Annotated in this window: 25 protein-coding genes; 22 read left to right on the top strand and 3 right to left on the bottom strand. The window is 61.6% G+C overall.

What is annotated here, in order from left to right:
• Window positions 1–44: 44 nt before the first annotated feature.
• The 4 genes from ACR0J1_RS09140 (at window position 45) to ACR0J1_RS09125 (ending at window position 4,930) form a co-directional block, all read left to right on the top strand.
• A complete protein-coding gene (locus tag ACR0J1_RS09140) occupies window positions 45–2,240 on the top strand; it encodes a primosomal protein N' (RefSeq protein ID WP_480732531.1) in 2,196 nt (731 codons plus the stop codon).
• Window positions 2,241–2,311: 71 nt separating this feature from the next.
• Entirely contained in the window at window positions 2,312–3,544 is a 1,233-nt protein-coding gene (locus ACR0J1_RS09135) for an MFS transporter (protein WP_480732533.1), read from the top strand.
• A gap of 64 nt (window positions 3,545–3,608) precedes the next feature.
• A complete protein-coding gene (locus ACR0J1_RS09130; protein ID WP_480752346.1) occupies window positions 3,609–4,487 on the top strand; it encodes a 50S ribosomal protein L11 methyltransferase in 879 nt (292 codons plus the stop codon).
• Between the two features lie 98 nt (window positions 4,488–4,585).
• Window positions 4,586–4,930 carry a hypothetical protein gene (locus ACR0J1_RS09125; RefSeq protein ID WP_480732536.1) on the top strand — a complete coding sequence of 115 codons (345 nt, stop codon included), beginning with the start codon at window positions 4,586–4,588 and terminating at the stop codon, window positions 4,928–4,930.
• A gap of 106 nt (window positions 4,931–5,036) precedes the next feature.
• Here the strand turns inward: ACR0J1_RS09125 and ACR0J1_RS09120 are convergent, their stop codons facing one another.
• Window positions 5,037–5,249, bottom strand: coding sequence for a DUF1127 domain-containing protein (locus tag ACR0J1_RS09120; RefSeq protein ID WP_480732538.1), 213 nt, complete (start codon window positions 5,247–5,249; stop codon window positions 5,037–5,039).
• A 332-nt stretch (window positions 5,250–5,581) separates the two neighbouring features.
• Here ACR0J1_RS09120 and ruvC point away from each other — a divergent pair, with 332 nt between their 5' ends.
• The 18 genes from ruvC to ACR0J1_RS09030 all read left to right on the top strand — a co-directional run bounded on the left by ruvC (window position 5,582) and on the right by ACR0J1_RS09030 (window position 22,010).
• On the top strand, window positions 5,582–6,079 hold the full coding sequence (ruvC, locus tag ACR0J1_RS09115; RefSeq protein WP_480732540.1) for a crossover junction endodeoxyribonuclease RuvC: 498 nt from the start codon (window positions 5,582–5,584) through the stop codon (window positions 6,077–6,079).
• Window positions 6,076–6,750 (top strand): Holliday junction branch migration protein RuvA, encoded by a 675-nt coding sequence (ruvA, locus tag ACR0J1_RS09110; RefSeq protein WP_480732542.1) that lies wholly within the window; start codon window positions 6,076–6,078, stop codon window positions 6,748–6,750. The genes ruvC and ruvA overlap by 4 nt, the downstream gene beginning before the upstream one ends.
• Window positions 6,751–6,754: 4 nt before the next feature.
• Entirely contained in the window at window positions 6,755–7,774 is a 1,020-nt protein-coding gene (ruvB, locus tag ACR0J1_RS09105; protein ID WP_480732544.1) for a Holliday junction branch migration DNA helicase RuvB, read from the top strand.
• Window positions 7,775–7,837: 63 nt separating this feature from the next.
• Complete coding sequence (locus ACR0J1_RS09100) at window positions 7,838–8,461, top strand: hypothetical protein (RefSeq protein ID WP_480732545.1); 624 nt, start codon at window positions 7,838–7,840, stop codon at window positions 8,459–8,461.
• On the top strand, window positions 8,458–8,841 hold the full coding sequence (ybgC, locus tag ACR0J1_RS09095) for a tol-pal system-associated acyl-CoA thioesterase (RefSeq protein ID WP_480732547.1): 384 nt from the start codon (window positions 8,458–8,460) through the stop codon (window positions 8,839–8,841). Before ACR0J1_RS09100 ends, ybgC begins: the two co-directional genes overlap by 4 nt.
• Window positions 8,842–8,946: 105 nt before the next feature.
• Window positions 8,947–9,642: a protein TolQ gene (gene tolQ / locus ACR0J1_RS09090; RefSeq protein WP_480732549.1), complete on the top strand. Its 696-nt coding sequence runs from the start codon at window positions 8,947–8,949 to the stop codon at window positions 9,640–9,642.
• Window positions 9,643–9,645: 3 nt separating this feature from the next.
• Window positions 9,646–10,116: a protein TolR gene (tolR, locus tag ACR0J1_RS09085; protein WP_480732551.1), complete on the top strand. Its 471-nt coding sequence runs from the start codon at window positions 9,646–9,648 to the stop codon at window positions 10,114–10,116.
• Between the two features lie 15 nt (window positions 10,117–10,131).
• Window positions 10,132–11,250: an energy transducer TonB gene (locus ACR0J1_RS09080; RefSeq protein ID WP_480732554.1), complete on the top strand. Its 1,119-nt coding sequence runs from the start codon at window positions 10,132–10,134 to the stop codon at window positions 11,248–11,250.
• Window positions 11,247–12,557, top strand: coding sequence for a Tol-Pal system beta propeller repeat protein TolB (gene tolB / locus ACR0J1_RS09075; RefSeq protein WP_480732556.1), 1,311 nt, complete (start codon window positions 11,247–11,249; stop codon window positions 12,555–12,557). The genes ACR0J1_RS09080 and tolB overlap by 4 nt, the downstream gene beginning before the upstream one ends.
• A gap of 88 nt (window positions 12,558–12,645) precedes the next feature.
• Entirely contained in the window at window positions 12,646–13,149 is a 504-nt protein-coding gene (pal, locus tag ACR0J1_RS09070; protein ID WP_480732558.1) for a peptidoglycan-associated lipoprotein Pal, read from the top strand.
• A 4-nt stretch (window positions 13,150–13,153) separates the two neighbouring features.
• On the top strand, window positions 13,154–13,978 hold the full coding sequence (ybgF, locus tag ACR0J1_RS09065) for a tol-pal system protein YbgF (RefSeq protein WP_480732560.1): 825 nt from the start codon (window positions 13,154–13,156) through the stop codon (window positions 13,976–13,978).
• The gene (tilS, locus tag ACR0J1_RS09060) at window positions 13,975–15,228 is read left to right on the top strand and encodes a tRNA lysidine(34) synthetase TilS (RefSeq protein WP_480732562.1); all 1,254 of its coding nucleotides are present in this window, start codon (window positions 13,975–13,977) and stop codon (window positions 15,226–15,228) included. The genes ybgF and tilS overlap by 4 nt, the downstream gene beginning before the upstream one ends.
• Window positions 15,229–15,304: 76 nt before the next feature.
• Window positions 15,305–17,221, top strand: a complete 1,917-nt coding sequence (gene ftsH / locus ACR0J1_RS09055) for an ATP-dependent zinc metalloprotease FtsH (RefSeq protein WP_480732564.1) — start codon at window positions 15,305–15,307, stop codon at window positions 17,219–17,221.
• Between the two features lie 96 nt (window positions 17,222–17,317).
• A complete protein-coding gene (locus ACR0J1_RS09050; protein ID WP_480732566.1) occupies window positions 17,318–17,893 on the top strand; it encodes an MOSC domain-containing protein in 576 nt (191 codons plus the stop codon).
• A 186-nt stretch (window positions 17,894–18,079) separates the two neighbouring features.
• Window positions 18,080–19,756 (top strand): formate--tetrahydrofolate ligase, encoded by a 1,677-nt coding sequence (locus ACR0J1_RS09045; RefSeq protein ID WP_480732568.1) that lies wholly within the window; start codon window positions 18,080–18,082, stop codon window positions 19,754–19,756.
• Window positions 19,757–19,814: 58 nt separating this feature from the next.
• Window positions 19,815–20,120 (top strand): chorismate mutase, encoded by a 306-nt coding sequence (locus ACR0J1_RS09040; RefSeq protein ID WP_480732569.1) that lies wholly within the window; start codon window positions 19,815–19,817, stop codon window positions 20,118–20,120.
• Window positions 20,121–20,172: 52 nt separating this feature from the next.
• Window positions 20,173–21,063, top strand: coding sequence for a bifunctional methylenetetrahydrofolate dehydrogenase/methenyltetrahydrofolate cyclohydrolase FolD (gene folD / locus ACR0J1_RS09035; protein ID WP_480732571.1), 891 nt, complete (start codon window positions 20,173–20,175; stop codon window positions 21,061–21,063).
• A gap of 260 nt (window positions 21,064–21,323) precedes the next feature.
• The gene (locus ACR0J1_RS09030; RefSeq protein ID WP_480732572.1) at window positions 21,324–22,010 is read left to right on the top strand and encodes a LytTR family DNA-binding domain-containing protein; all 687 of its coding nucleotides are present in this window, start codon (window positions 21,324–21,326) and stop codon (window positions 22,008–22,010) included.
• 3 nt (window positions 22,011–22,013) lie between these two features.
• On the opposite strand, the gene pdeM is transcribed toward ACR0J1_RS09030, so the two are convergent.
• A complete protein-coding gene (gene pdeM / locus ACR0J1_RS09025; RefSeq protein ID WP_480732574.1) occupies window positions 22,014–22,676 on the bottom strand; it encodes a ligase-associated DNA damage response endonuclease PdeM in 663 nt (220 codons plus the stop codon).
• A gap of 41 nt (window positions 22,677–22,717) precedes the next feature.
• Window positions 22,718–25,129, bottom strand: a complete 2,412-nt coding sequence (locus ACR0J1_RS09020) for a ligase-associated DNA damage response DEXH box helicase (protein ID WP_480732576.1) — start codon at window positions 25,127–25,129, stop codon at window positions 22,718–22,720.
• Window positions 25,130–25,137 lie beyond the last annotated feature (8 nt).

Raw genomic sequence — 25,137 nt, 5'->3', positions numbered from 1 at the left:
TACCCCAATAACACCGATGCTGAAACCCCCAGTTAGGAGATGCGGTGAGCGCGCAGGAGTATTTCGATCAGGGTGAGTTGGTGGCCGTTCTGACCACGCAGCCGCTGGACCGGACGCTGGATTACAAAGCGCCCGAAGGCGGGTGTTTTCTGGGTGCGTTTGTCGAGGTTCCTTTGGGGCCACGCAAGGTACTGGGCGTGGTGTGGGGCCCGGGGCAGGGTGGCTTTGATCTGGCCAAGGCGCGATCGGTGATCCGGGTGCTTGAAGTCGCACCGATGCGGGAAGAGATGCGGCTGTTCCTTGGCAAAGTCGCCGATTACACGCTGACGCCGATGCCCGCGATGCTGCGGCTGGCGACGCGAGCGCCGGGGTTGGGCGACCCGCCGTCGATGCGCAAGGTCTATCGGTTGGGCAACGCTCAGCCGGACCGAATGACCGACGCGCGGACACGCGTGCTGGAGGTGCTGCGCGACTATGGCGGACTGGCCTTTACGCTGAGAGAACTGGCCGAGCAGGCCGGGGTGACGTCCTCGGTGATCAAGGGGCTGGTGAAACAGGACGCCGTGCGGGAAGAGGACAGCCCGCGCGATCTGCCCTATCCGCGTCTGGATCCCGATCTGCCAGGTAAAGCGCTGACCGAGGATCAGGCGGCTGCGGTTGCGCGGTTACAGGCGGGGCAGCGTACAGGCGACTATGGAACAACGCTGCTGAAGGGCGTGACGGGTTCGGGCAAGACCGAGGTCTATCTGGAAGCTGTCGCCGAAGCCCTGCGCATGGGGCGGCAGGCGTTGGTTTTGCTGCCCGAGATCGCTCTGACGGCTGAGTTCCTGACACGGGTCGAGGCGCGGTTTGGCGCGCGCCCTGCCGAATGGCATTCGGGCGCGACCATGACCGAGCGCCGCCGGGTCTGGCGGATGGTCGGGCAGGGGGATGCGCAACTGGTCGTGGGGGCTCGGTCGGCGTTGTTCCTGCCGTTCCGTGATCTGGGGCTTGTGGTGGTCGATGAGGAGCACGACACTTCGTATAAGCAAGAGGATGGCGTGCATTACAGCGCTCGCGACATGGCTGTGCTGCGGGCCGCCATCTGCGGCGCGCGGGTGGTGTTGGCCAGCGCAACGCCCTCGCTGGAAAGCTGGGCCAATGCCGAGGCGGGGAAGTATGAGCGGCTGGACCTGACCTCGCGGTTCGGGGCGGCGGTGCTGCCCGAGATGAAGCCCATTGATATGCGGGCCGAACAGATGCAGCCGGGGACGTGGATTTCTCCGTCGCTGCGTCAGGCGGTGCGGCAGCGGATCGAGCGCGGGGAGCAATCGCTGCTTTTCATCAACCGCCGGGGCTATGCACCGGTGACGCTGTGCCGGGCTTGCGGCGAACAGATCGCTTGTGATCACTGCGACGCACGGATGGTCGAGCACCGGTTCCTCAAACGCCTTATGTGCCACCAGTGCGGCGAGACAAAGCCGATGCCCGAGGTCTGCCCCTCGTGCAAGGTCGAGGGCAAGCTGGCCCCCGTCGGGCCGGGGATCGAACGGTTGGCGGAAGAGGCCGAAGCGACCTTTCCCGAGGCGAAGATCGCAATGCTGAGTTCCGATCTTTTCGGCTCGGCCCGGGCGTTGAAGGCGAAGATCGAAGAGATTGCCGAGGGCGACGCAGACATTGTCATCGGCACGCAATTGGTGGCCAAGGGGCATAACTTTCCAAAGCTGACGCTGGTGGGTGTGATCGATGCCGACCTCAGCCTGCACGGGGCGGACCTGCGCGCGGCGGAGCGTACTTTTCAACTGATGCGTCAGGTTGCGGGGCGGGCAGGTCGGGCGGACAAGCCGGGGCAGGCGCTTTTGCAGACCTTTCAGCCCGAACATCCGGTGATCCGCGCGATTCTGTCAGGTGATGAAGAAGGGTTCTGGAAAACCGAAGCCGCCGGACGTCAAGCCGCAGGTGTGCCGCCTTACGGGCGGATGGCGGGGATCGTCTTGTCTGGCCCCGAGGTCGGTCCGGTCTTTGATATCGGCAATGCAATGGCGCGCAACGATGCCCCGCTACGCGCGGTGGATGCGCAAGTGTTCGGGCCTGCACCCGCGCCGATTGCGCGTATTCGGGGCCGCCATCGGGTGCGGCTGCTGGTCAAGGCCCCCAAGGGCGCGCCGATTCAGGACGCCATCGCCCGCTGGATCGCGCCTCTGCGCCTGAAAGGCGATATCCGTCTGACCGTCGATATCGACCCTCAAAGCTTCTACTGACCTGCGCACAGGCGCTGTGCGGGCGCTGCTTGCCCCTCGTCAATCCGGCGAAATGGGCGTAGAGGGAACGAATGTTGCACCCCATGCCCCTGTCCGAGGCGAAAGGCCTTCCACTCTGGCGTCGCCCGATGACGCTGTTGTTTGTGATGGCCCTGACCATGCCCATCGCCTTCAACGCGTGGAGCGCGCTGCTGAACAATTTCGTCATCGAGGCCGCGAATTTCGATGGTGCCGATATTGGCTTGCTGCATACGGTGCGCGAGATTCCGGGATTTCTGGCCATCGGTGTGATTGCCGTGATCCTGTTTGTCCGCGAGCAGGTTCTGGCGATGATATCGCTGATGATGCTGGGTGTGGCGACCGCGGTGACGGCCTGGTTCCCCAGTCTGGGCGGTCTGTTGTTCGTGACGTTGATCAGCTCGATCGGATTTCATTACTACGAAACGGTTAACCAATCGCTGCAACTGCAATGGTTGCCTAAGGACCGCGCGCCCCAGATGCTGGGGTGGATGGTGGCAGCGGGATCGGCCTCGACCATGGTAGTCTATGGTCTGATTGTCCTGACATGGGACCGGTTTGATCTGTCCTATAACACTGTTTTCATGGCCGCAGGCGGGCTGACCGCGCTGCTGGCGCTGTTCTGCCTTCTGGCCTATCCGCAATTCGACGCGCCCACGCCGCAGACCAAAAAGCTGATCCTGCGCCGTCGCTATTGGCTGTACTACGCGCTGCAATTCATGGCCGGTGCGCGGCGGCAGATATTTATCGTCTTCGCAGGTTTCATGATGGTCGAGAAATTCGGGTTCGAGGTGCATGAACTCACCAGCCTCTACCTGATAAACCTGATGATCAACATGATGGCCGCGCCGATGCTGGGTAAGGCGGTGTCGCTGTTTGGAGAGCGCCGCACGCTGATCTTCGAATATACCGGGCTCGCCATAGTGTTTGCGGCTTATGGGGGTATCTACTGGTTCGGCTGGGGCGTGCTGCTGGCGGCGATCCTCTATGTGATTGACCATGTTCTGTTCGCGCTGGCGCTGGCGCTGAAGACCTATTTCCAGAAAATCGCCGATCCGGCGGATATCGCACCCACCGCCGCGGTGGCCTTTACCATCAACCATATCGCCGCCGTGTTCCTGCCCGCGCTGCTGGGGCTGTTGTGGGTGGTGTCTCCGGGTGCGGTGTTCGGTCTGGCGGCTGCGATGGCGCTGATTTCGCTGGCCCTGTCGCTGTTGATCCCGCGCCACCCGGCGCCGGGCAACGAAACGATCCTGTCGAAATACGCCCCGGCCCCCGCTGAATAAGCGCGCTTGACCTTGCCGCCCCACCGCCCTAGGCGCAGGGGCAAGTTGCAGACAGGAGGCCCCCATGCCCACATTCACCGCGCTCACCACCCTGACCGGCAAGAAAGCCGCCGAAGGTCTGGGCGAAGCGATGGAGCGTCTGACCCCTGAACCCACCGGCGTCGGTGTGTTCGAAGTCGAGGACGGCTCGGGCCTGTGGGAAGTGGGCGGCTATTTCACCGAGGCCCCCGATGATACGGCGCTGGCCGTTCTTGCGGCCGCGTTCGAGGCCAAGCCCTTCGTGGTCTCGGAATTACCCGAAACGGACTGGGTCGCCCATGTGCGGCGCGAACTGGCCCCCGTCGAGGCCGGTCGGTTCTTTGTCTACGGCAGCCACGACGCCGACAAGCTGCCCGAGGGCCGTATCCCCCTGTTGATCGAGGCCGCGATGGCCTTTGGCACGGGCCATCACGGCACGACGCTGGGTTGTTTGAAGGCGCTGGACGCCCTGCTGGATCAGGGGTTCGAGGCGCGCAAAGTGGCCGATATCGGTTGCGGCACCGCCGTTCTGGCCATGGCTGCCGCGCGGGTCTGGACCGGTGACATCATTGCCAGTGATATTGATCAGGTCGCCGTCGATGTGGCCGAGGCCAATCTGAAGGCCAATGGCATGTCCGGCGCGGTGCGCTGTGTTGAGGCTGCTGGTTTCGATCATCCCGACCTGCAGGCCCATGCGCCTTATGATCTGATCTTTGCCAATATCCTGAAAGGACCGCTGGTGGCTCTGGCCCCCGAGATTGCAGCGAATCTGCGCAACGGAGGGCAGGCGATCCTGTCGGGAATCCTCGACGAGCAGGCCGATGATGTGATCTCGGTTTATCTACAAAACGGGTTCAATCTGGCGCGCAGAGACGAGATTGGCGAATGGACGACGCTAATCTTAAGCAATCAGGGCGGAAATTAGGCCATTTACAGGAGTTTTGTGGATTTTCGCCACGCTTTTGTCGCAATCTCTACCTACCGTTACTGGATGCAATCGGGGGGCGGTTTTCGGAGGCTGCCATGACTGGAAAACAACTGGAATTCGATCAGCGCGTCACGCGTCTGAACAAAAAACATCAGAAACTCAACCGGGGCTATCGGGCCACGATGCGCTCGGATGGGCTGGTGGTGATGAAACCTCAGCGTGTGCGGTCGGCTATCCCGGCAAAGGTTTTGCTGCTGTGTCTGTTGGGCTTTTTCGGCTTTAAGGCTTTCCTGCTGTCGCATCTGGGCCCCTCGGCCTATGAGACGCGCGTTGATAGCCTGAATCAGGGGACCCCCGTCGAACAAGCCGGCGCCTGGATCATGCAAGCCGATCCGGTGACAGCGTTTTTTGCAACGCAGTTGAACAAGGTGCTGTTCTAACCGTCTGCGTCCCCTCCTGACAAAAACACCGTGTGCCCATCGGCACACGGTGTTTTTCTTTGCCCCTCAGGGACGCGAGGGGGCGAGTGAGTGGTGTTCGGAAGCCTTAGCGGCGCGTTTCGGCGACGACGTCGATATCGCCGCGGCACAGGCCGATGTCGTCCAGTTCGCGGTCTGTCAGTCCGTTCAGCACGTCACGTGTGGCGCGGGCGTCGTTCCATTCGACAACGGCATTGACGACCGAGGCGAATGCGGCACCGATACGGCCAACAAGGCCGAACGAGCCGGTGGTGATTTGGGTGGTGTCCAGCGAAGCCATATCCTGTTCCTTCTGGTTTGTGTTAGAATTTGATCTTGCGATCTGACGGGCATCTAGAGATGGGTATTGCGTCTTGCAAGCGCAGAAATTGCATGGGTCCTATGCGTTTTTCGCAAGGCTTTGAATTGTTAAAAACCCCTTAAATCATTGGTTAAATTCGGCTCAGAAAGACGTCGAAAATGGACCGGTTGCTGTCGCAAACAGGCCGGGATGCTGCGGGTGCGACATGAATGTCGTTTTTGGCTCCTGTGCCGATTTCCTTGGAAAATGTTCACGCTTCGTGCTAATCGGTGAAAAAAGATCACATAAACCCGAGCAGGCCGAAGCAAAACATGCGAATTCTGGGCATTGATCCGGGTCTCAGGACCTTGGGATGGGGCGTCATCGAATCAACCGGCAGCCGCCTGAGCCATGTGGCCAATGGCCTTTGCAAATCCGATGGCGACGATCTGGGTGAGCGGTTGTTGTCGCTGCACAATCAGATTGTCGAGGTGATCGCCGAACACCAGCCCGATCAGGCCGCCATTGAACAGACGTTTGTCAACAAGGACGGGGCGGGAACCCTGAAGCTGGGGCAGGCGCGCGGTGTGGCGCTGCTGACGCTGGCGCAGGCCGGTCTGCCGGTGGGCGAATACGCCCCCAACCGGGTCAAGAAAACCGTTGTCGGCGTCGGTCATGCCGAGAAAGAGCAGGTCTTGCATATGGTCAAGCTGCAATTGCCCGGCTGTTCGCCCAAAGGCGCGGACGCGGCGGATGCGCTGGCGATTGCGATTTGTCATTCCTATTATGGGGCCGCTCCGCAGGCGCGGGTGAAAGAGGTGCGCGCATGATTGGCAAACTCACCGGACGGCTGGATTACCGCGCGGCGGATCACGTTCTGATCGACGTGCGCGGGGTTGGGTACCTTGTCTATTGCTCGGACCGGACCATGGCCGCGCTGCCGGGAGTGGGTGAGGCGGTCTCGATCTATACCGACATGGTCGTCCGTGAGGATCTGATGCAGCTCTATGGGTTCCTGTCGCTGGTCGAGAAGGAATGGCATCGCCTGCTGTGTTCCGTGCAGGGGGTTGGCGCCAAGGTGTCGCTGGCCATTCTCAGCGCGCTGGGGCCGGATGGCGTGAGCCGCGCAATTGCCTTGGGCGATTGGGGGGCGGTGAAGGCTGCCAAAGGGGTCGGTCCGAAGACGGCGCAACGCATTGTGCTGGACCTCAAGGACAAGGCCCCCGGCGTGATGGCCATGGGCGGCACCGTGACCGAAGCGATGGACGGACCTGCGCTGGAGGTGGTCGAGGATGCGCCCGCGCCTGCGCCGCGGCGCGCGCCAAAACCGGCCTCGGGTGCGGCGGCGGCTTCGGCCGGGGCATTGTCGGCGCTGGGCAATCTGGGATATGGCCCGTCGGATGCAGCCTCGGCCGTGGCTGAGGCGGCGGCCAGCCTGCCGGATGCAGGTGAGGCTGAGCTGATCCGCGCCGCGTTGAAACTGCTGGCTCCGAAAGGGTGACCCGATGGTAGACGCCGACCCCACCCTGCGCCCCGAGCCCATGCCCGAGGACAATGACCGCGCTCTACGCCCGCAGGGGCTGGATGAGTTCATCGGTCAAACCGAAGCGCGCGCGAACTTGCGTATCTTTATCCAATCCGCGCGCCAAAGGGGCGAGGCGATGGATCATACGCTGTTCCATGGCCCTCCGGGGTTGGGGAAGACCACGCTGGCGCAGATCATGGCGCGCGAGTTGGGAGTGAATTTCCGTATGACCTCGGGGCCTGTCTTGGCGAAGGCAGGGGATTTGGCGGCGATCCTAACTAATCTGGAATCGCGTGATGTGCTGTTCATCGATGAAATTCACCGTCTGAACCCGGCGGTGGAAGAGGTGCTTTATCCGGCGATGGAGGATTTTGAGCTGGATCTGGTAATCGGCGAAGGCCCTGCAGCGCGGACAGTGCGGATCGAATTGCAGCCCTTTACGTTGGTCGGGGCCACCACGCGGATGGGTTTGCTGACCACACCGCTGCGCGACCGGTTCGGCATTCCGACACGGTTGCAGTTTTACACGGTCGATGAGTTGCACGAGATCGTCACCCGCAATGCCCGCAAGCTGGGCGCGCCTGCAGATGACGAGGGCGCGCGCGAGATTGCGCGACGCTCGCGCGGGACGCCTCGGATCGCGGGGCGATTGCTGCGGCGGGTGGTGGATTTTGCCATTGTCGAGGGCGACGGGCGGATCACCCGTGAATTGGCCGATGGGGCGCTGACCCGGCTGGGTGTCGATAATCTGGGGCTGGATGGGGCCGACCGACGGTATCTGAAGCTGATTGCCGAGAATTATGCGGGTGGCCCGGTGGGGATCGAGACTCTGTCGGCGGCCTTGTCCGAAAGCCGGGATTCGTTGGAAGAGGTGATTGAGCCCTATCTGTTGCAGCAGGGCCTGATCCAGCGTACGCCGCGCGGGCGGATGCTGGCGCAGAAGGCGTGGACCCATTTGGGCATGGCGGCCCCCAAGGGGCAGAGCGATCTGTTTGGTTGATACCGTGCGCTTTAGATTTTATGCCTCCGGCGGGAGTATTTTTGAAAAGATGAAGGGGCGGGCGTGACTCCGGATCAGATCGAGGCGTTGTTTACCCGCGAGAGCGGAGAGTTTCTGTTTGCGCGCTGGGGGCGGCCCATCGTGCCGATTGTGTTTGGGGTTGAGGATGAGACCTTGTCCACTGTCAAAGGTGCGTTTGAGGCGGTGGTTGCGCTGGCCGGCCACAAGATGGCTGAGACCGATCCTGAACTGGGCGCCAATTGCATGGTCTTCTTCTTCCGCGACTGGCAGGAATTGCTGGAGGTGCCCGATCTGGATCGCTTGATCCCTGATCTGGCCCCTCTGGTCGAGCGGCTGGTTGCAGCTGACGCAAATCAGTATCGCATTTTCCGCTTCGAAGAAGACGGCGCGATCCGCGCCGCTTTTGTATTCCTGCGGATGGACAAGGAATTGTCCAAGGTTCCGGCAGAGACACTGGCGCTGAGCCAGGTGGTGCAAACGATTCTATTGTGGTCGGATGCTGCTTTTCGCAGCCAATCGCCGTTGGCCATTGCCGGCGAGGCGACGATCCTGCGACCTGATATTGCCGCCTTGATCCGAGCTGCCTACGATCCTGTCTTGCCCGGTGCCGCGCAAGACCGCTCGCATGCGTTGCGCCTGTTTGCCAGATTGGAGCTGCCGCAATGAAACATCTGTATCCGGTTCGCGTGTACTACGAAGACACGGATATGGGCGGGGTGGTCTATCACGCCAACTACCTGAAGTTCATTGAACGCGCCCGGTCGGACTGGGTGCGTAAGCTGGGCAATGATCAGAACGCGATGCGGGATGCGGGCATCGTCTGGGTCGTGCGGCGGATTGAGGCGGATTATCTGGCGGCTGCACGGTTCGAAGACGAACTGGTTGTCGAGACCGAGATGGTTTCAATGTCGGGGGCACGGCTGACGATGTCTCAGCTGGTCAAACGTGGTGAGGCCGAGATTTTTCGAGCCAACGTGACCGCCGTTTGCATGAACGCCGAAGGCAAGCCAGTGCGTCTTCCGGCAGAGATTCGCGCATTGATGTAACAATTTCGCCCCACGGGGTGGTTCTGTTGGCTTTTCGCATCCATCTGCGTTAGCGTTTGGCAAAACAAGGCCAAATGGCTATCAGGCAAAACAAAGAGCAGGTTCATGGAAGCTGAAACTCTGGCGCTGGCGCAGGAGATCGATTTCTCCATGTGGGGGCTGTATGCCCGCGCGACCTTTATCGTCAAACTGGTGATGCTGATGCTGATCGGTGCATCAATCTGGTCTTGGGGCATCATCATCCAGAAGCTGATCAATTACCGGGCCGCGCGCCGCGAGGCGCAGGTGTTTGACGAAAACTTCTGGTCTGGCAATCCGCTGGATGAGCTTTTCGAGCAGATTGGAACGCAGCCTGACGGCAGCTCGGAGAAGATATTTGCCTCGGGCATGATCGAGTGGCGACGCTCGCACCGCACCGACGGTGGGCTGATCGCAGGGGCGACCGCGCGGATTGACCGGTCGATGGATGTGGCGATTGCGAAAGAGGCCGAAGGGCTGCAAAAGGGCCTGCCCATTCTGGCGACCGTGGGTTCGACGGCCCCGTTTATCGGGCTGTTCGGGACGGTTTGGGGCATCATGAATGCCTTTATCGAGATTGCCGAGCAGCAGAACACAAACCTCGCCGTTGTGGCCCCCGGTATCGCCGAGGCGCTGCTGGCCACGGGGCTGGGCCTGCTGGCCGCGATTCCGGCGGTGATTTTCTACAACAAGCTCAGCGCGGATAGCGACCGGATCGTTGGCGGGTATGAGGCCTTTGCCGATGAGTTTGCCACCATCTTGTCGCGTCAGTTGGACAGCTAAGCGATGGGTGCGGCGGTTCAGCAAAGCTCGGGCGGGAACGGACGCAGGCGCGGACGGCGGCGTGGCCGCGCGCAGCCGATGGCCGAGATCAACGTGACCCCCTTTGTGGATGTGATGCTGGTGCTGCTGATCATCTTCATGGTAGCGGCCCCGTTGCTGACCGTTGGTGTGCCGGTAGACCTGCCCAAGACTGCCGCCAGTGCTTTGCCCGGCGATAACGAAGAGCCGCTGACTGTGACCCTTACTGCCGATGGTCGGGTGCAGATCCAGACCACGGATGTGCAGCGCGAAGAGTTGATTGGCCGCCTGCGTGCCATCGCGTCCGAGCGCACCAGTGATCGGGTATTCCTGCGCGCGGACGGTGCCATTCCTTACGCGCAGGTGATGCAAGTGATGGGTGCGCTGAATGCGGGTGGGTTTTCCAACGTGGGCCTTGTGACCGATACCGGCGGGCCGACGCTGGACGATGGGTAAAGGTGAGGTCGCGCGGTGGATACCGGCACCAAGATTTCTGCAATTGCGCATGTCAGCCTGATTGGCTGGGCTTTGTTCGGCGGCACGTTCCGGTCCGAGCCGTTGCCGATGGCGGTGCAGGATGTCTCGGTGATCTCATCCGAGCAGTTCGCTGCGCTGAGCGCGCAGCGCACTGCGCCTGAGGTGCCGACCGAACCGGAAGACTTGCAGCAGCCCGAGACCTCGGATCAGATCACCGCGCCGGATCCTGTAGTGGAAGAGCTGCCCGAACCTGAGGTGGTGCCTCAGCCTGAACCCGAACCCGAGCCCGAAATCCAGCCGGAAACTGTCGAAATCGCGCCTGAACCGGAACTGGTCGAGGAACCTCCAACGCTGGATCAACCCGAGCCCGAAGTAGCGGTTCTGCCCGTCCCACCCGGGCCAGAGGCCGAGCCGCAACCGGCGGACAAGATCGCGCCCGAACCCATCGCGCCGCCCCCGCCAGAGGCCAAGCCGGATGATGTCGAGACCCCTCCGGTCTCGTTGGATGAGGGGGCTGAGGTTCAGCAGGAACAGCAGGATCAGACCGCCCCCGAAGAGGCCGCACCCGAGATCGTGACCGAGGCGGAAGAGGCCGATGATCCGGCTCCGCGTACCTCTCCGCGCCCGCGTGTTCGTCCGAACCGCCCGGCACCGCAGCCCGAGCCTGAGGTTGCCGAGACGCCCGAGCCTGCGCCGACCGAACCGGCGCCGACTGAGCCCGCTCAGGACGAACAGGCGATCAACGATGCACTGGCTGAGGCGCTGGGCAATGGCACTGAACCTTCCGGCCCGCCGCTGACCAGCGGCGAGAAGGACGCGATGCGCGTGGCCGTGTCGCGCTGCTGGAATGTCGGCTCGCTGTCGACCGATGCGCTGCAGACGGTTGTAGTCGTTGGTTTCTCGCTGACACCGGATGGTAAGGTTGTTGGCGGTAGCCTGCGGATGCTGGACAGTTCCGGTGGCTCGGCGGCGTCTGCGAAACAGGCTTATGAGGCCGCGCGGCGCGCAATTTTGCGCTGCGGGGCCAAAGGATACGACCTGCCTGCTGACAAATACAGCCAATGGCAGGATATTGAGATTACATTCAATCCCGAGAGGATGCGGATCAAATGATGAAACTTCTGACCAGCCTCCTAGTTGGCCTGACACTCCTGTCCACGCCGGTTTACGCGCAGCTGAAACTGGAGCTGACAGAAGGGGTCATCGAGCCCTTGCCCTTCGCGGTGCCCAGCTTTGTGCCCGACAACGCCGCGGCGGCGCAGTATGCACAAGATATCTCGCGCGTGGTGGTGTCGGACCTGACGGGAACGGGCCTGTTCCGCGAGATTTCGCCAGACGCTTTCATCAGTCGGGTCAGCAGCTTTGACGCTCCGGTACAGTTTGCCGATTGGAAGGCGATAAACGCTCAGGCGCTTGTGACGGGCGCGGTGAATGCCTCGGGCAAGAGGCTGACGGTGCGGTTCCGGGTGTGGGATGTGTTCTCGGGCGCAGAACTGGGCAATGGGTTGCAGTTCGCGGGCACCACGGATGGCTGGCGGCGCATGGCGCATAAGGTGGCCGATCAGGTTTATAGCCGGATCACGGGCGAGGGTGGCTATTTCGACAGCCGGGTGGCCTTTGTCTCGGAAAGCGGGCCCAAGGATCAGCGGGCCAAGCGGCTGGCGATCATGGATTATGACGGTGCAAATGTGCAGTACCTCACCGACAGCTCGGCCATTGTGCTGGCGCCCCGGTTTTCGCCCACCGGCGACCGGCTGCTGTATACCAGCTATGAAACTGGCCAGCCCCGGATTTACCTGCTGGATGTGGGTCGTGTGAAGCGGCAGGAACTGCCGACACAGGAAGGCACGATGAGCTTCTCTCCGCGGTTTTCCCCGGATGGGCGTTCGATTGTCTATTCGCTGACGCAGGGCGGGAATACGGATCTGTGGAAGATGGATCTGGCCTCGGGTCAAAGCGCGCGGCTGACCAATACGCCCGCGATTGAAACCGCGCCCAGCTATTCACCGGATGGCAGCCAGATCGTGTTTGAAAGCGACCGTTCAGGGACGCCGCAGCTTTACATCATGCCTGCAAACGGAGGTGAGGCGACACGGATCAGCTTCGGTCAGGGCCGCTATGGCACCCCCGTCTGGTCGCCGCGCGGTGATCTGGTGGCGTTCACCAAACAGAACAAGGGCCGGTTCCATATCGGTGTCATGCGTACCGATGGCAGCGAAGAACGCTTGCTGACGGCCTCGTTCCTGGACGAAGGGCCCACATGGTCGCCCAACGGGCGCGTCATCATGTTCACGCGGGAAACACAGGGGGCCAGTGGACGGTCAACACTGTATTCGGTGGATATTTCGGGCCGCAACTTGCGCCCGGTGCGCACACCGGATGGCGGCAGCGATCCGTCCTGGGGGCCGCTGCAGAATTGAATTCCACGTGCTGTGGATAACGTTCACAACAAACATGCAATGTGATAGAAACGCGTCAATAAACAAAACGAAACACGAGGCACTTGAGATGAACCTTCTGAGCAAAATCGCGGCTGCCGGGGCACTGACCCTGATTGCCGCCTGTTCCAACAATGATCCTTCGGCCTTGGGCGGCGGTGCGGGCGGCAGCGGTTCGCTGGTGCCGGGCTCGCCCAGTGATCCGCGCTCGCCTGCTTACTTCCAGCAAACTGTTGGGGATCGGGTTCTGTTTGCGGTGGATCAATCCACACTTAGCCCGCAGGCCCAGACGGTTCTGCAGGGGCAAGCCGACTGGCTGCTGGCCAACCCGGATTTCGTAGCGAACATCGAAGGTCACGCGGACGAGCAGGGCACGCGGGAATACAACCTCGCTCTGGGTGCGCGCCGGGCCAATGCGGCGCGGGAATACCTGATCTCGCGCGGGGTGGCGGGCAATCGGCTGACCACCGTCAGCTTTGGCAAGGAACGTCCGATCGAAATTTGCAGCACCGAGGAATGCTATTCCAAAAACCGCCGCGCGGTGACGGTGCTGACCGGCTCAACGTTGGGGTAAGATAATGCGATTTGCAGGTTTGGTTCTGGCGGCGGTTGTGGCCGTCGCCGGTGTGGCGCAGGCACAGGATCAGCAGACCTTGGCGGATATCCGGCAAGAGCTGACGGTGCTGCATGTGGAAATCCAGCGTCTCAAGCGCGAGTTTTCGACCACAGGCTCGCCCGCGCCGAACCTGTCCGGCAGTTCGGTGCTGGAACGCGTCGATGCCATCGAAGCCGAATTGCAGCGCCTGACCCGTCAGACCGAGCAGTTGAATCAGCGGGTTCAGAACATTGTCACCGACGGCACCAACCGTATCGGCGATCTTGAATTCCGGTTGGTCGAACTGGAAGGCGGTGATCTGAGCACGCTGGGCGAAACCTCGACTCTGGGTGGTGAGACATCGACCGAGGTCGCGGTCGCCCCGACGCCTCAGCAGCCCGACACAGGTGGTCAGGGAGAATTGGCCGTGGGTGAGCAGGCGGATTTCGATGCCGCCTCGCAAGCGCTTGCGGATGGGGATTTCCAGACTGCGGCCAATCTGTTTTCGCAATTCGACCAGGCTTATCCCGGCAGCCCGCTGGCGGCGCAGGCAAACCTGCGGCGCGGTCAGGCGCTTGAAGGCTCCGGTGACACGCGCGAGGCGGCGCGAGCCTTTCTGGCCAGCTTTACGGGCGATTCCGAAGGCCCCTTGGCCCCCGAAGCGCTGTTCGAACTGGGCGCAGCACTTGGGCGTTTGGGACAGACTGACCAGGCCTGCATCACGCTGGGCGAAGTTGGCGTGCGCTTCCCAAGTTCCGCTCCGGCAAGCTCGGCCACACAGGAAATGGCCGCGCTGGGCTGTTCTTGACCTCTGACGCAGATACACTTTGGTCTGAGTTTCGGGCGCGTCTGCCCGACCCGCTGCCGCGCCGGTTGGGTGTCGCCGTGTCCGGGGGCAGCGATTCGACGGCTCTGCTGCATCTTTTGTGCGGGATTGCGCAGCAGACCCGGATCGAGTTGTTTGTGGCCACCGTAGATCACGGGTTGCGGCCCGGGTCCGCAGCCGAGGCTCAATCGGTCGCGGCGCTGGCGCAAAGCTGGGGAATTCCGCATCAAACCCTGACATGGCAGGGCTGGGACGGGTCCGGTAACCTGCAGGATCAGGCAAGGCGGGCGCGGTATCGACTGCTGACGGAATGGGCAGACGATCTGGGGCTTGAGGCGATTGCGCTGGGCCACACTGCAGATGATCAGGCGGAAACGGTGCTGATGCGGTTGGCGCGGTCCGCAGGGGTTTCCGGCCTGTCGGGCATGGCGGCTGAGCGCACGGAAGATGGTATTCTGCTGTTGCGCCCGATGTTGTCGATCACGCGGGCGCGTCTGCGCGAACATCTGACGGGGCAAGGGATTGGCTGGATCGATGATCCTTCGAATCACGACCCCCGTTTTGATCGGATCAGAGTTCGGGAGGCGATGGCCGGGTTGGATCAGGTTGGGATCACGGCCGTGGGCCTGTCGCGCGTCGCTGATAATCTTGCACAAGCTCGTGAGGCTTTAGCCCGATACGCGCAGGAATCCGCCCGTCGCCATGTGCAGGTGCATCAGGGCGATCTGTGTTTCGACCGCGATGGCGTGTCAGGCTTGCCCGAAGAAATCCGCCGCCGCCTTGTCGTCGCCGCGGTCGCATGGCTGGCGGGGCGAGAATATCCCCCCCGACAAACCGCTGTTGATCAGGCGGTGCAGGCATTGCTGAAAGGCCAGACGACCACTCTGGCCGGTTGCCACTTGGTCGTGGATGGCAAAAAAACATGGATTTGCAGAGAGCTAAACGCCCTTGCGCCGCAGACGACCAGCCTCGGCGACGTGTGGGACCGGCGTTGGGTTGTGACCGGGCCGGACACGCCCGGCGCCGAAATTCGCGCGCTTGGTGAGGAGGGGATCTTGCAACTGGACGGCTGGCGCGCGGTGGCAAAACCCCGCGCGGTCGTGATGGCGACACCCGCCGTGTGGGTCGAAGGACGGGTAAGGGCCGCTCCGCTGGCCGGTTTTGCCAATGGATGGCGGGTTGAGGCCGCTTTTGACCGGCCAGACTTCTACACCGCTATTTTATCGCATTGAACCTGCCACAATCCTCTCTATTTTAAGGAACAACCCCGGTGGATCCCATCCGCCGAAACCTTCTGGGAGATTTTCCTTGGGCAACGCTCGCAACATCGCCTTCTGGGTCGTTCTTTTTCTGCTGATCCTTGCACTGTTCAACCTGTTCAGCGGACCAGGAGGAACGCTTCAGGGCAATGAAAAAACCTATTCCGACTTCGTGACCGCCGTTCAAGGCGGCGAGGTCAGCAAAGTGACGCTGGATGGTGAACAGATTCGCTATACCACGCAGAGCGGTGCAACCTACACGACGATCAAACCCGGCGATGCCGAGGTGACAAAACTGCTGATCGACGAGAACATCCCGGTCGAGGCTGTCAAACAGCAGCAATCGGGCTTCCAGTCGTTCCTGATCACCCTGCTGCCCTTCCTGCTGCTGATTGGTGTCTGGGTCTATTTCATGAACCGGATGCAGGGCGGCGGCAAAGGCGGTGCGATGGGCTTTGGCAAGTCCAAGGCCAAGATGCTGACCGAAAAGCATGGCCGCGTGACCTTTGACGACGTGGCCGGTATCGACGAGGCCAAGGAAGAGCTGGAAGAGATCGTGGAGTTCCTGCGCAACCCGCAGAAATTCTCGCGCCTTGGTGGCAAGATTCCCAAAGGCGCGCTGTTGGTTGGCCCTCCGGGTACCGGTAAAACGCTGCTGGCCCGCGCCATTGCGGGTGAGGCGGGTGTGCCGTTCTTCACCATCTCTGGGTCGGATTTCGTTGAGATGTTTGTGGGTGTCGGCGCGTCCCGTGTGCGCGATATGTTCGAGCAGGCTAAGAAGAACGCGCCTTGTATCGTGTTTATCGACGAAATTGACGCCGTGGGTCGCCATCGTGGTGCCGGTTATGGCGGCGGTAACGACGAGCGCGAACAGACCCTTAACCAGTTGCTGGTTGAGATGGACGGGTTCGAGGCCAATGAAGGTGTGATCATTCTGGCCGCCACCAACCGTAAGGACGTGCTGGACCCTGCGCTGCTACGTCCAGGCCGGTTCGACCGCAACGTGACTGTCGGCAACCCTGACATCAAAGGTCGTGAGAAGATTCTGGGCGTGCATGCGCGCAAGACCCCTCTGGGGCCTGACGTTGATCTGCGTATCATTGCGCGGGGCACACCGGGCTTCTCGGGTGCTGATCTGGCGAACCTCGTGAACGAAGCTGCTTTGATGGCCGCCCGTGTCGGTCGCCGCTTTGTCACCATGGAAGATTTTGAGAACGCCAAGGACAAGGTGATGATGGGGGCCGAGCGTCGCTCGATGGTGCTGACGCAGGATCAGAAGGAAAAGACCGCCTATCACGAGGCTGGCCATGCCGTCGTTGGTCTGGCGCTGCCGGAATGTGATCCGGTCTACAAGGCGACGATCATTCCGCGCGGTGGTGCGCTGGGGATGGTGGTCTCGCTGCCCGAGATGGACCGTCTGAACTATCACCGCGATGAGTGCGAGCAGAAGCTGGCCATGACCATGGCAGGTAAGGCTGCCGAGGTCATCAAATACGGTGAAGACCATGTCTCGAACGGCCCTGCCGGTGATATCATGCAGGCCAGCCAATTGGCGCGCGCCATGGTGATGCGCTGGGGGATGTCGGACAAGGTCGGCAATATCGACTATGCTGAAGCGCATGAAGGTTACTCGGGCAACACCGCTGGCTTCTCGGTCTCCGCCCACACGAAAGAGCTGATCGAGGAAGAGGTGAAGCGCCTGATCCAGCAGGGATATGAGCGCGCGCACGAGATTCTGACCGAAAAGCACGAGGAATGGGAGCGTCTGGCCCAAGGTCTGCTGGAATATGAAACCCTGACCGGCGACGAGATCAAGCGCGTCATGAATGGCGAGCCGCCCAGCGAAAGCGATGATGAGGGCGACAAGCCGGACGAGGGCAACGCACCCAGCGTGACCGCGATCCCGAAAACCAAGGCCAAGAAATCCCCGCCCGAGGGCGGGATGGAGCCGGAACCTTCGGCATAAACGGTTAAAACCCGGGGCGCTTACCCCGGGTTTTTCTTTTCTTTCCCGCAAGGCTGTTTTCTATTGGCCGCCAGAGCATTGCGACGGAGGCGAACGATGCCGGTTATGCGTGAAACCCAATTTGTGGGCGAGGTTGTCTGGCTGGGCCATGTCCCGGCGGGGAAATCCATCCGTGCCGAGGCTGTCGAGGCGCTGTCGCTGGACTTCGCCGGAGTAGCCGGTGAACGGCATGAGGGTACCGAGAGGCCCTCGTGCGTGAGAATGCGCAACCTCTATCCTAAGGGCACTGAAATCCGAAACGTGCGTCAGCTTTCGGTGTTGTCTGAGGAAGAAATGCACACCACCGCAAGCGAGATGGGTCTAGATGCGCTGGATCCGTCTTATCTGGGTGTCAGTATCCTGCTACGTGGGATCCCGGACTTCACGCACGTCCCGCCATCCTCGCGCCTGCAAGGGCCTGATGGGGTAACGATCACGGTCGATATGGAAAACCGCCCCTGTGTGATCCCAGGACGCGAGGTGGAGGCTGATCTTCCCGGCCATGGCGCGGCCTTCAAGCCCGCCGCGCAGGGGCGGCGTGGTGTCACCGCGTGGGTCGAAAGACCCGGAGTGTTGAAGGTGGGCGATCAGATGAAGCTGTTTGTTCCCGATCAGCGCGTCTGGGCACCTTAGAGGCATGTGTTTTCCTATGGGAAACAATCACGACTGTGTCACCCGGGCGGGTAAATGACCCTACGCCGTTTCGCGACGCAATTATGTCGGAATCCTTAGCCATTTGCTCGGTACACAACGGTATGGATGCGCAGCACCGGGCTGTTTGGGCCGGTTTGCACGGCATTCAATCAGGGATCTTGCCCAATGAGCTACAAATCCGACATCGAAATCGCCCGCGAAGCGAACAAAAAACCGATCCAAGAGATCGGTGCAAAGATCGGCATCGAATCTGCGGATCTGCTGCCTTACGGCCACGACAAGGCGAAGGTAAGCCAGGACTTCATCAACTCGGTTCAAAGCCGCGAAGACGGCAAGCTGATCCTTGTTACGGCGATCAACCCGACCCCTGCGGGCGAAGGTAAGACCACCACGACTGTAGGTCTGGGTGACGGCCTGAACCGCATCGGCAAGAACGCGATGATCTGTATCCGCGAAGCCTCGCTTGGCCCGAACTTCGGCATGAAGGGCGGCGCTGCAGGTGGCGGTTACGCGCAGGTTGTTCCGATGGAGGAAATGAACCTGCACTTCACCGGCGACTTCCATGCGATCACCTCGGCCCACTCGCTGCTGTCGGCGATGATCGACAACCACATCTATTGGGGCAACGAGTGCGACATCGACATCCGCCGCGTTGCTTGGCGTCGTGTGGTCGACATGAACGATCGCGCGCTGCGTCAGATCACTGCGTCACTGGGCGGTGTGTCGAACGGCTTCCCGCGTGAAGCAGGCTTTGACATCACCGTTGCGTCCGAAGTCATGGCGATCCTGTGCCTAGCCAACGACCTGAAAGACCTTGAGAAGCGTTTGGGCGACATCATCGTGGCCTACCGCCGTGACAAGACCCCGGTCTACTGCCGTGACATCAAGGCCGAAGGCGCAATGACCGTTCTGCTGAAAGACGCCATGCAGCCGAACCTGGTGCAGACGCTGGAAAACAACCCGGCCTTTGTCCACGGCGGCCCGTTTGCGAACATCGCGCATGGCTGTAACTCGGTCATTGCCACCAAGACCGCACTGAAAGTTGCTGACTATGTCGTGACCGAAGCAGGCTTTGGTGCCGATCTGGGTGCCGAGAAGTTCATGAACATCAAGTGCCGCAAGGCGGGCATCGCTCCGTCGGCAGTGGTGCTGGTTGCCACAGTGCGCGCGATGAAGATGAATGGCGGCGTGGCCAAGGCCGATCTGGGCGCGGAAAACGTCGAAGCGGTTCAGTCGGGCTGTGCCAACCTGGGCCGCCACATCGAGAACGTCAAATCCTTCGGTGTGCCGGTTGTTGTGGCGATCAACCACTTCGTCACCGATACCGATGCCGAAGTTCAGGCGGTCAAAGATTATTGCGGTGAACACGGCGTTGAGGCCGTTCTGTCGCGTCACTGGGAGCTGGGCTCGGAAGGCTCGGCGCAGCTGGCCGAGAAGGTTGTTGAAATCGTTGACGGTGGTTCCGCGAACTTCTCGCCGATCTATCCCGACGAAATGTCGCTGTTCGAGAAGATCGAAACCGTTGCCAAGCGCATCTATCGTGCTGACGAGGTTCTGGCCGATAACAAGATCCGCAACCAGCTGAAGGAATGGGAAGACGCGGGATACGGCAACCTGCCGGTTTGCATGGCGAAAACCCAGTATTCGTTCTCGACCGACCCGACCCTGCGCGGCGCGCCGACCGGCCACTCGGTCCCGGTGCGCGAGGTTCGCCTGTCTGCGGGTGCCGGCTTCATCGTGGTTGTCTGCGGTGAGATCATGACCATGCCCGGTCTGCCGCGCAAACCTGCGGCGGAAACCATCTGCCTTAACGACGCAGGTGAGATCGAGGGCTTGTTCTAAGCCGCCGAATAAGACATCTCGTGGTCCGGAGAACACTCCGGGCCATGAGGAGATCACGATGCCCACTCTGACGCCGCCGCAAGACTGTCACTCTATGCAGGAGTTGCGGGTTCAGATCGACAAGCTGGATCGCCAACTGATCGAGATGTTGGTGACGCGGGCGGGGTATATCGACCGCGCATCCGAGCTGAAACCGACCGAGGGGTTGCCCGCGCGCATCCCGGACCGCGTCGAAGAGGTGGTGGGCAAGGTCTGCGCCAGCGCCGATGAGCTGGGCCTGGATGCCGTTCTGGCCGAGAGACTGTGGCGCATATTGATTGACTGGTCAATTGCGCGTGAAGAACGCGTGATTGGAACCGACTGAATGGCTCGGGCGCAGTTTGCGCCCGATTGGTTTTGAAAGAAGGGATCGAAAGATGGCAGCCCAAATCATCGACGGTAAGGCCTTTGCGGCCAAGGTCCGCGCGCAGGTGGCCGATCAGGTTGCGAAGTTGAAGGAAGAAAATGGAATCACCCCCGGTCTGGCGGTGGTTCTGGTGGGTGAAGACCCGGCCAGCCAGGTCTATGTCCGCTCGAAAGGCAAGCAGACCGTTGAGGTTGGCATGAACTCTTACGAGCACAAGCTGGATGTGGACACGTCCGAAGAAGACCTGCTGGCGCTGATCGACAAGCTGAACAACGATCCGGCTGTGCATGGCATTCTGGTGCAATTGCCGCTGCCCAAGCATCTGAACGAAGATCTGGTGATCAACTCGATCGATCCCGCCAAGGACGTGGACGGGTTCCACATCTCGAACGTGGGTCTGCTGGGGACGGGCCAGAAGTCGATGGTACCCTGCACGCCGCTGGGCTGTTTGATGATGCTGCGTGACCATCACGGCTCGCTGTCGGGTATGGACGCGGTTGTGATTGGCCGGTCGAACATCGTGGGTAAACCGATGGCGCAACTGCTGCTGGGCGACAGCTGCACCGTGACCATCGCGCATTCGCGCACCAAGGACCTGCCCGAGGTTGTCCGCCGCGCCGATATCGTTGTGGCCGCCGTGGGCCGCCCCGAGATGGTGCCGGGCGACTGGATCAAGGAAGGTGCAACCGTCATTGACGTGGGCATCAACCGGATTGAGCGCGACGGCAAGAACAAGTTGGTCGGCGATGTTGACTACGCCTCAGCATCCGAACGCGCTGGTGCGATCACTCCGGTCCCGGGCGGTGTCGGCCCCATGACCATCGCCTGCCTGCTGGCCAACACGGTAACCGCCTGCTGCCGTGCAAACGGCCTGCCAGAGCCTGAAGGTCTGACCGCCTGAGATCAGCGTAATCAAAACGCAACAAGGGCCGGAGAACGCAGGGTTTCTTCGGCCTTTATTAAATCTGTTCACAGTTACATTAATTCGCACGTTAATGGGTTTGACCCAACGTCACCTGATGATAAGCCTTCTGTTCCAGACAGTTAGAGGGCTAGAATGCGCCTCTCGTTTTGTATTTGGTTATGCCTTGGGAGGGCGCGTTACCCGGTATGATGTCGAAACTGACACCCCTTCTGGCTCAGTGCAGCCCGCAAAGGGTGGTGGCTGGCCTGGTTTTTACCCCGCTGCTGGCCTATTCCTTCGCGCCGTTCCGGGATATGAGCCTGTCTTTCCCCCAACGTCTGTTGTTCTGGACGGGCGTGATGTTGCTGGCGCTGGCTGCGACCTGGACGGCCCGCAAACTGGTGCGTGAAAGACTGCAGCATTCCGGTTTGTTGATCCGCGATTTTGTTTTCGCGCTGTTGATCCTGATATTGTTTGCCCCGTCTCTTTGGCTGCTGACATGGGTGCTGTTCACACTGGGGGGGCAGATGGCGCCGGGGCTTCTGGCCGTCGCACCCTATGGGGTTCTGTTTGCCGCGGGACTGGTTCTGGTGCATCGGCGTGACCAGTCGGCGCCGGAAACGGCACCGCAAAAACCCCGGCTGAACGCCCGGTTGCCTGCAACGTTTCAGGGCCAGATCTATCGGCTGTCGGGGCGCGATCATCTGGTCGATGTCGTCACCTCCGAGGGGACCTTCACCCTCCGGCTACGCCTGAGCGACGCCATCGCCGAGATGGACCCGGTCCCGGGGCATTGCACCCACCGCTCGCACTGGGTCGCGGATGCGGCGATTGCCGGGGTCGGGCAGGCAGACGGAAGGACCTATCTGCGCCTGCGAAATGACGATCTGGTACCGGTCAGCCGCAAGTATAAACCGATGCTCAAGGCGGATGGGCTGATCTGAGTCCTAGCGCGGCATCGGCACAAGCTTTGGGGAAGCGCCCGTCAGGATAGCCCGGGCGCCCGGGGCCATCAGCGCCGCCAGCGCATCATCGGTACTGCGCAGCCCGCCGGTATAGGTGCCATAGGCGGGCAGGATCAGTCGGGTTTGATCCAACAGAAAGGCCGGACGCGTAACCGTGCGTCCGCGGGCGTTCAGACGGACCTTGGGATGATAGTGTCCCGAGATCTCGCTCCGGGCATCCGTGCGAGCGATGTGGCGAAAGGTCAGACCGTTGCAAAGCCATTCGGCCAGATGCGTACCGCCCAACTCGACTGGCCCGGGGTCATGGTTCCCCTCGATCCAGATCCAGCGCCGCCCGGCCTGCAGGGCGGTCACCTGCAGCTTGTCCGCATTCGCCAGCGCGCCCAAGGCATCGAGATCATCAAAGCTGTCGCCCAGACAGATCACCGTTGCCGCGCCGGTATGGGCAAGATCGGCTGCCAGCCGGTTCAGGGTTTCGCAGCTGTCATAAGGGGGCAGGGTCGGGCCGCCACGGCGGGCTACACGCTCGGACTTGCCCAGATGCAGGTCTGATACACAGAGCAGGTTTTGATCCCGCCACCACAATGCACCGGACCCAAGGGCCGACAGGGATTGCCCGGCAAAGGTAAACTCAAAAGCGTTCATGATCCGTTCTTTGCCTGTTTTGCGGCGGTGCGCAAGGCGTTTCAGCCCTGATCCAGCCCCGCGGCCCGCATCAGGCGGGCGCTTTCCTCGGCCAGCAGGCGCTCTTCGGCCTCACCTTTGACAGGGACCTTGCCGACCTCAAGAAACAGCGGCGCCGCAAGGGGCGAGACCCTTTCCAGTCGCAGCAGATCAACGCGACCCCCGATCCGGGCGATCATCGCCTCGATCCGCCCGAAATCGACCAGCCCGCGCATGGCTTCCTCACGCGTGATCTGCATCAGCAGGTGGTCGGGGTCGTATTTCAACAGCGTGTCATAGAGGATATCCGACGAAAACGTGGCCTGCCGCCCGCTTTTGCGTTGCCCGCCCGTATTGCGCTCGATCAGGCCCGCGATCGTGGCCGAGGCGCGAAAGGTCCGTTTCATCACCGCATTGCCCGCCAGCCATGTCTCTAACCCGTCACGCAGCGCATCCAGACGGAACAGTGGGCGTGGATCGGTCACCGCATCGAGCCCCCAGATCAACGTGGCATAGTCGGTGGCGACAAAGCCCAGCGGGGCCAGCCCTGTTTCCTCCATCCGTTTGGTCAGCAACAGCCCCAGCGTCTGCTGGGCGTTGCGCCCGGCGAATCCGTAAACGCACAGATGTTCACGGCCCTGATCGGGGAAGCTTTCGATCAGCAACCGGTCGCGCTCTGGCAGACGTGAAACCTCACGCTGCAGGGCCAGCCAGTCGGCCGTATGCGCGGGCAGCTGTGGCCAGTCAGATTGCGCAAACATACGCAGGATGCGGTCGCTCAGCTGTGTCGAGGTGGCGAATTTCGTGCCCGAGAAGGTGGCGATCTTGGGTTTGCGGTCAGCGCGGCGACTGACCTCGACCACCATCTCGCGCAGACCTTCATAGCGCACGATCTGGCCGCCGATCAGAAAGGTATCGCCTGGGGTCAGAGACGCGGCAAAGCCCTCTTCGACCTCGCCCAGAGGCTTGCCGCCACGATTGCGTTTCAGGCGGACCTTCAGTGTGTCGGTGTCCTGAATTGTGCCCAGATTCATACGAATACGCTGCGCCGCCCGGGGATCACGCAATTGCCAGCGCCCGTCGGGCCGTTGTTGCAGGCGCTGCCAGCGGTCGTAGGCGCGAAAGGCATAGCCACCGGTGGCAGAGAAATCTAGGCAGGCATCGAACGCGGCGCGGCTGAGAGCAGCATAAGGCCCCGCGGCGGTCATCTCGGCATAAAGCGCATCGGCCTCGAACGGCCCTGCCGCCGCCGCGATCAGGATATGCTGGCACAGTACGTCCCGAGGCCCGGTCCCGCGCGGATCGCCGTCCAGATCATGCTCTTGCACCGCCTGCAGCGCGGCCACGCATTCCACCACCTCAAACCGGTTTGCGGGCACCAAAAGCGCCTTGGACGGCGCGTTGTAACGATGATTCGCCCGCCCGATCCGCTGGACCAGCCGTTTGACATTCTTCGGTGCACCGATCTGGATCACCAGATTCACATCACCCCAGTCGATCCCCAGATCGAGGCTGCCTGTGCACACAATTGCCCGCAAATCGCCGCGCACCATCGCGGCCTCGACCCGTTCGCGCTGTTGCCGGTCCAGGCTGCCATGATGGATGCCGATGGGCAGACCCTCTTCGTTCGCAAGCCACAGATTGTGAAAGAAAATCTCGGCCTGTGCGCGGGTGTTGTGGAAGATCAGCGTGGTTTTATGCTGCCTGATCTGCTGCAGCACCGCCGGGATGGCATAGGCTGCGCCGCCGCCTGACCATGGGGGCATCTCGTCGGTTTGCAGCATGGCGATATCAGGGTCAGGACCGGGATCGGCCTGAATGATGTAGCAAGGATCGGGGTGACCGGTCAGAAAGCGCGCGATGCCCTCGGGATCTTCGACAGTGGCCGACAGACCAACGCGGCGCAGACGTGGGCAGAGCGTTTGTAGCCGCGCCAGCGCCAACATCAGTTGATCTCCGCGCTTGCTTTCGGCCAGTGCGTGAATCTCATCGACGATAATACGCTGCACCCCGCGAAACATCCGGGGCGCGTCCTCGTATGATGTCAGTAGGGCAAGGCTTTCGGGTGTGGTCAGCAGGATATGCGGCGGGTCGGCGCGCTGGCGCTTCTTTTGCGTGGCCGAGGTGTCTCCGGTGCGGTCCTCGATGCGGATGGGCAGGCCGATCTCATCCACGGGGGTGCGCAGGTTGCGGCGGATATCAGCGGCCAACGCCTTGAGCGGCGAGACATAGATCGTGTGCAGCCCGTCGTGCGTTCCGTCGGCCAGTTCGAACAGGGATGGCAGAAACCCGGCCATCGTCTTGCCCCCGCCCGTTGGTGCGATCAGCAGGGTCGCCGGGTCCTGTGCCCGGTCGAACATCTGCTGCTGATGGGGATGGATCGACCAGCCTTTGGCGGCAAACCAATCGCTAATCCGGGCGGGAATCTGCGTCATGGGTGCAG

This window comes from Ruegeria sp. CJ3, from assembly GCF_056536725.1.
The sequence above is the reverse complement of the archived record's forward strand: the minus strand, read 5'-3'. Positions and strand labels throughout refer to the sequence as shown.

What these genes read in the sequence shown, in the direction of transcription:
- ACR0J1_RS09135 (WP_480732533.1), top strand. Translation starts at nt 2,312, where the DNA reads ATGTTGCACCCCATGCCCCTGTCCGAGGCGAAAGGCCTTCCACTCTGG.
- ACR0J1_RS09130 (WP_480752346.1), top strand. Translation starts at nt 3,609, where the DNA reads ATGCCCACATTCACCGCGCTCACCACCCTGACCGGCAAGAAAGCCGCC.
- ACR0J1_RS09125 (WP_480732536.1), top strand. Translation starts at nt 4,586, where the DNA reads ATGACTGGAAAACAACTGGAATTCGATCAGCGCGTCACGCGTCTGAAC.
- ACR0J1_RS09120 (WP_480732538.1), bottom strand. Translation starts at nt 5,249, where the DNA reads ATGGCTTCGCTGGACACCACCCAAATCACCACCGGCTCGTTCGGCCTT.
- ruvC (WP_480732540.1), top strand. Translation starts at nt 5,582, where the DNA reads ATGCGAATTCTGGGCATTGATCCGGGTCTCAGGACCTTGGGATGGGGC.
- ruvA (WP_480732542.1), top strand. Translation starts at nt 6,076, where the DNA reads ATGATTGGCAAACTCACCGGACGGCTGGATTACCGCGCGGCGGATCAC.
- ruvB (WP_480732544.1), top strand. Translation starts at nt 6,755, where the DNA reads ATGGTAGACGCCGACCCCACCCTGCGCCCCGAGCCCATGCCCGAGGAC.
- ybgC (WP_480732547.1), top strand. Translation starts at nt 8,458, where the DNA reads ATGAAACATCTGTATCCGGTTCGCGTGTACTACGAAGACACGGATATG.
- tolQ (WP_480732549.1), top strand. Translation starts at nt 8,947, where the DNA reads ATGGAAGCTGAAACTCTGGCGCTGGCGCAGGAGATCGATTTCTCCATG.
- tolR (WP_480732551.1), top strand. Translation starts at nt 9,646, where the DNA reads ATGGGTGCGGCGGTTCAGCAAAGCTCGGGCGGGAACGGACGCAGGCGC.
- tolB (WP_480732556.1), top strand. Translation starts at nt 11,247, where the DNA reads ATGATGAAACTTCTGACCAGCCTCCTAGTTGGCCTGACACTCCTGTCC.
- pal (WP_480732558.1), top strand. Translation starts at nt 12,646, where the DNA reads ATGAACCTTCTGAGCAAAATCGCGGCTGCCGGGGCACTGACCCTGATT.
- ybgF (WP_480732560.1), top strand. Translation starts at nt 13,154, where the DNA reads ATGCGATTTGCAGGTTTGGTTCTGGCGGCGGTTGTGGCCGTCGCCGGT.
- ACR0J1_RS09050 (WP_480732566.1), top strand. Translation starts at nt 17,318, where the DNA reads ATGCCGGTTATGCGTGAAACCCAATTTGTGGGCGAGGTTGTCTGGCTG.
- ACR0J1_RS09045 (WP_480732568.1), top strand. Translation starts at nt 18,080, where the DNA reads ATGAGCTACAAATCCGACATCGAAATCGCCCGCGAAGCGAACAAAAAA.
- ACR0J1_RS09040 (WP_480732569.1), top strand. Translation starts at nt 19,815, where the DNA reads ATGCCCACTCTGACGCCGCCGCAAGACTGTCACTCTATGCAGGAGTTG.
- folD (WP_480732571.1), top strand. Translation starts at nt 20,173, where the DNA reads ATGGCAGCCCAAATCATCGACGGTAAGGCCTTTGCGGCCAAGGTCCGC.
- pdeM (WP_480732574.1), bottom strand. Translation starts at nt 22,676, where the DNA reads ATGAACGCTTTTGAGTTTACCTTTGCCGGGCAATCCCTGTCGGCCCTT.
- ACR0J1_RS09020 (WP_480732576.1), bottom strand. Translation starts at nt 25,129, where the DNA reads ATGACGCAGATTCCCGCCCGGATTAGCGATTGGTTTGCCGCCAAAGGC.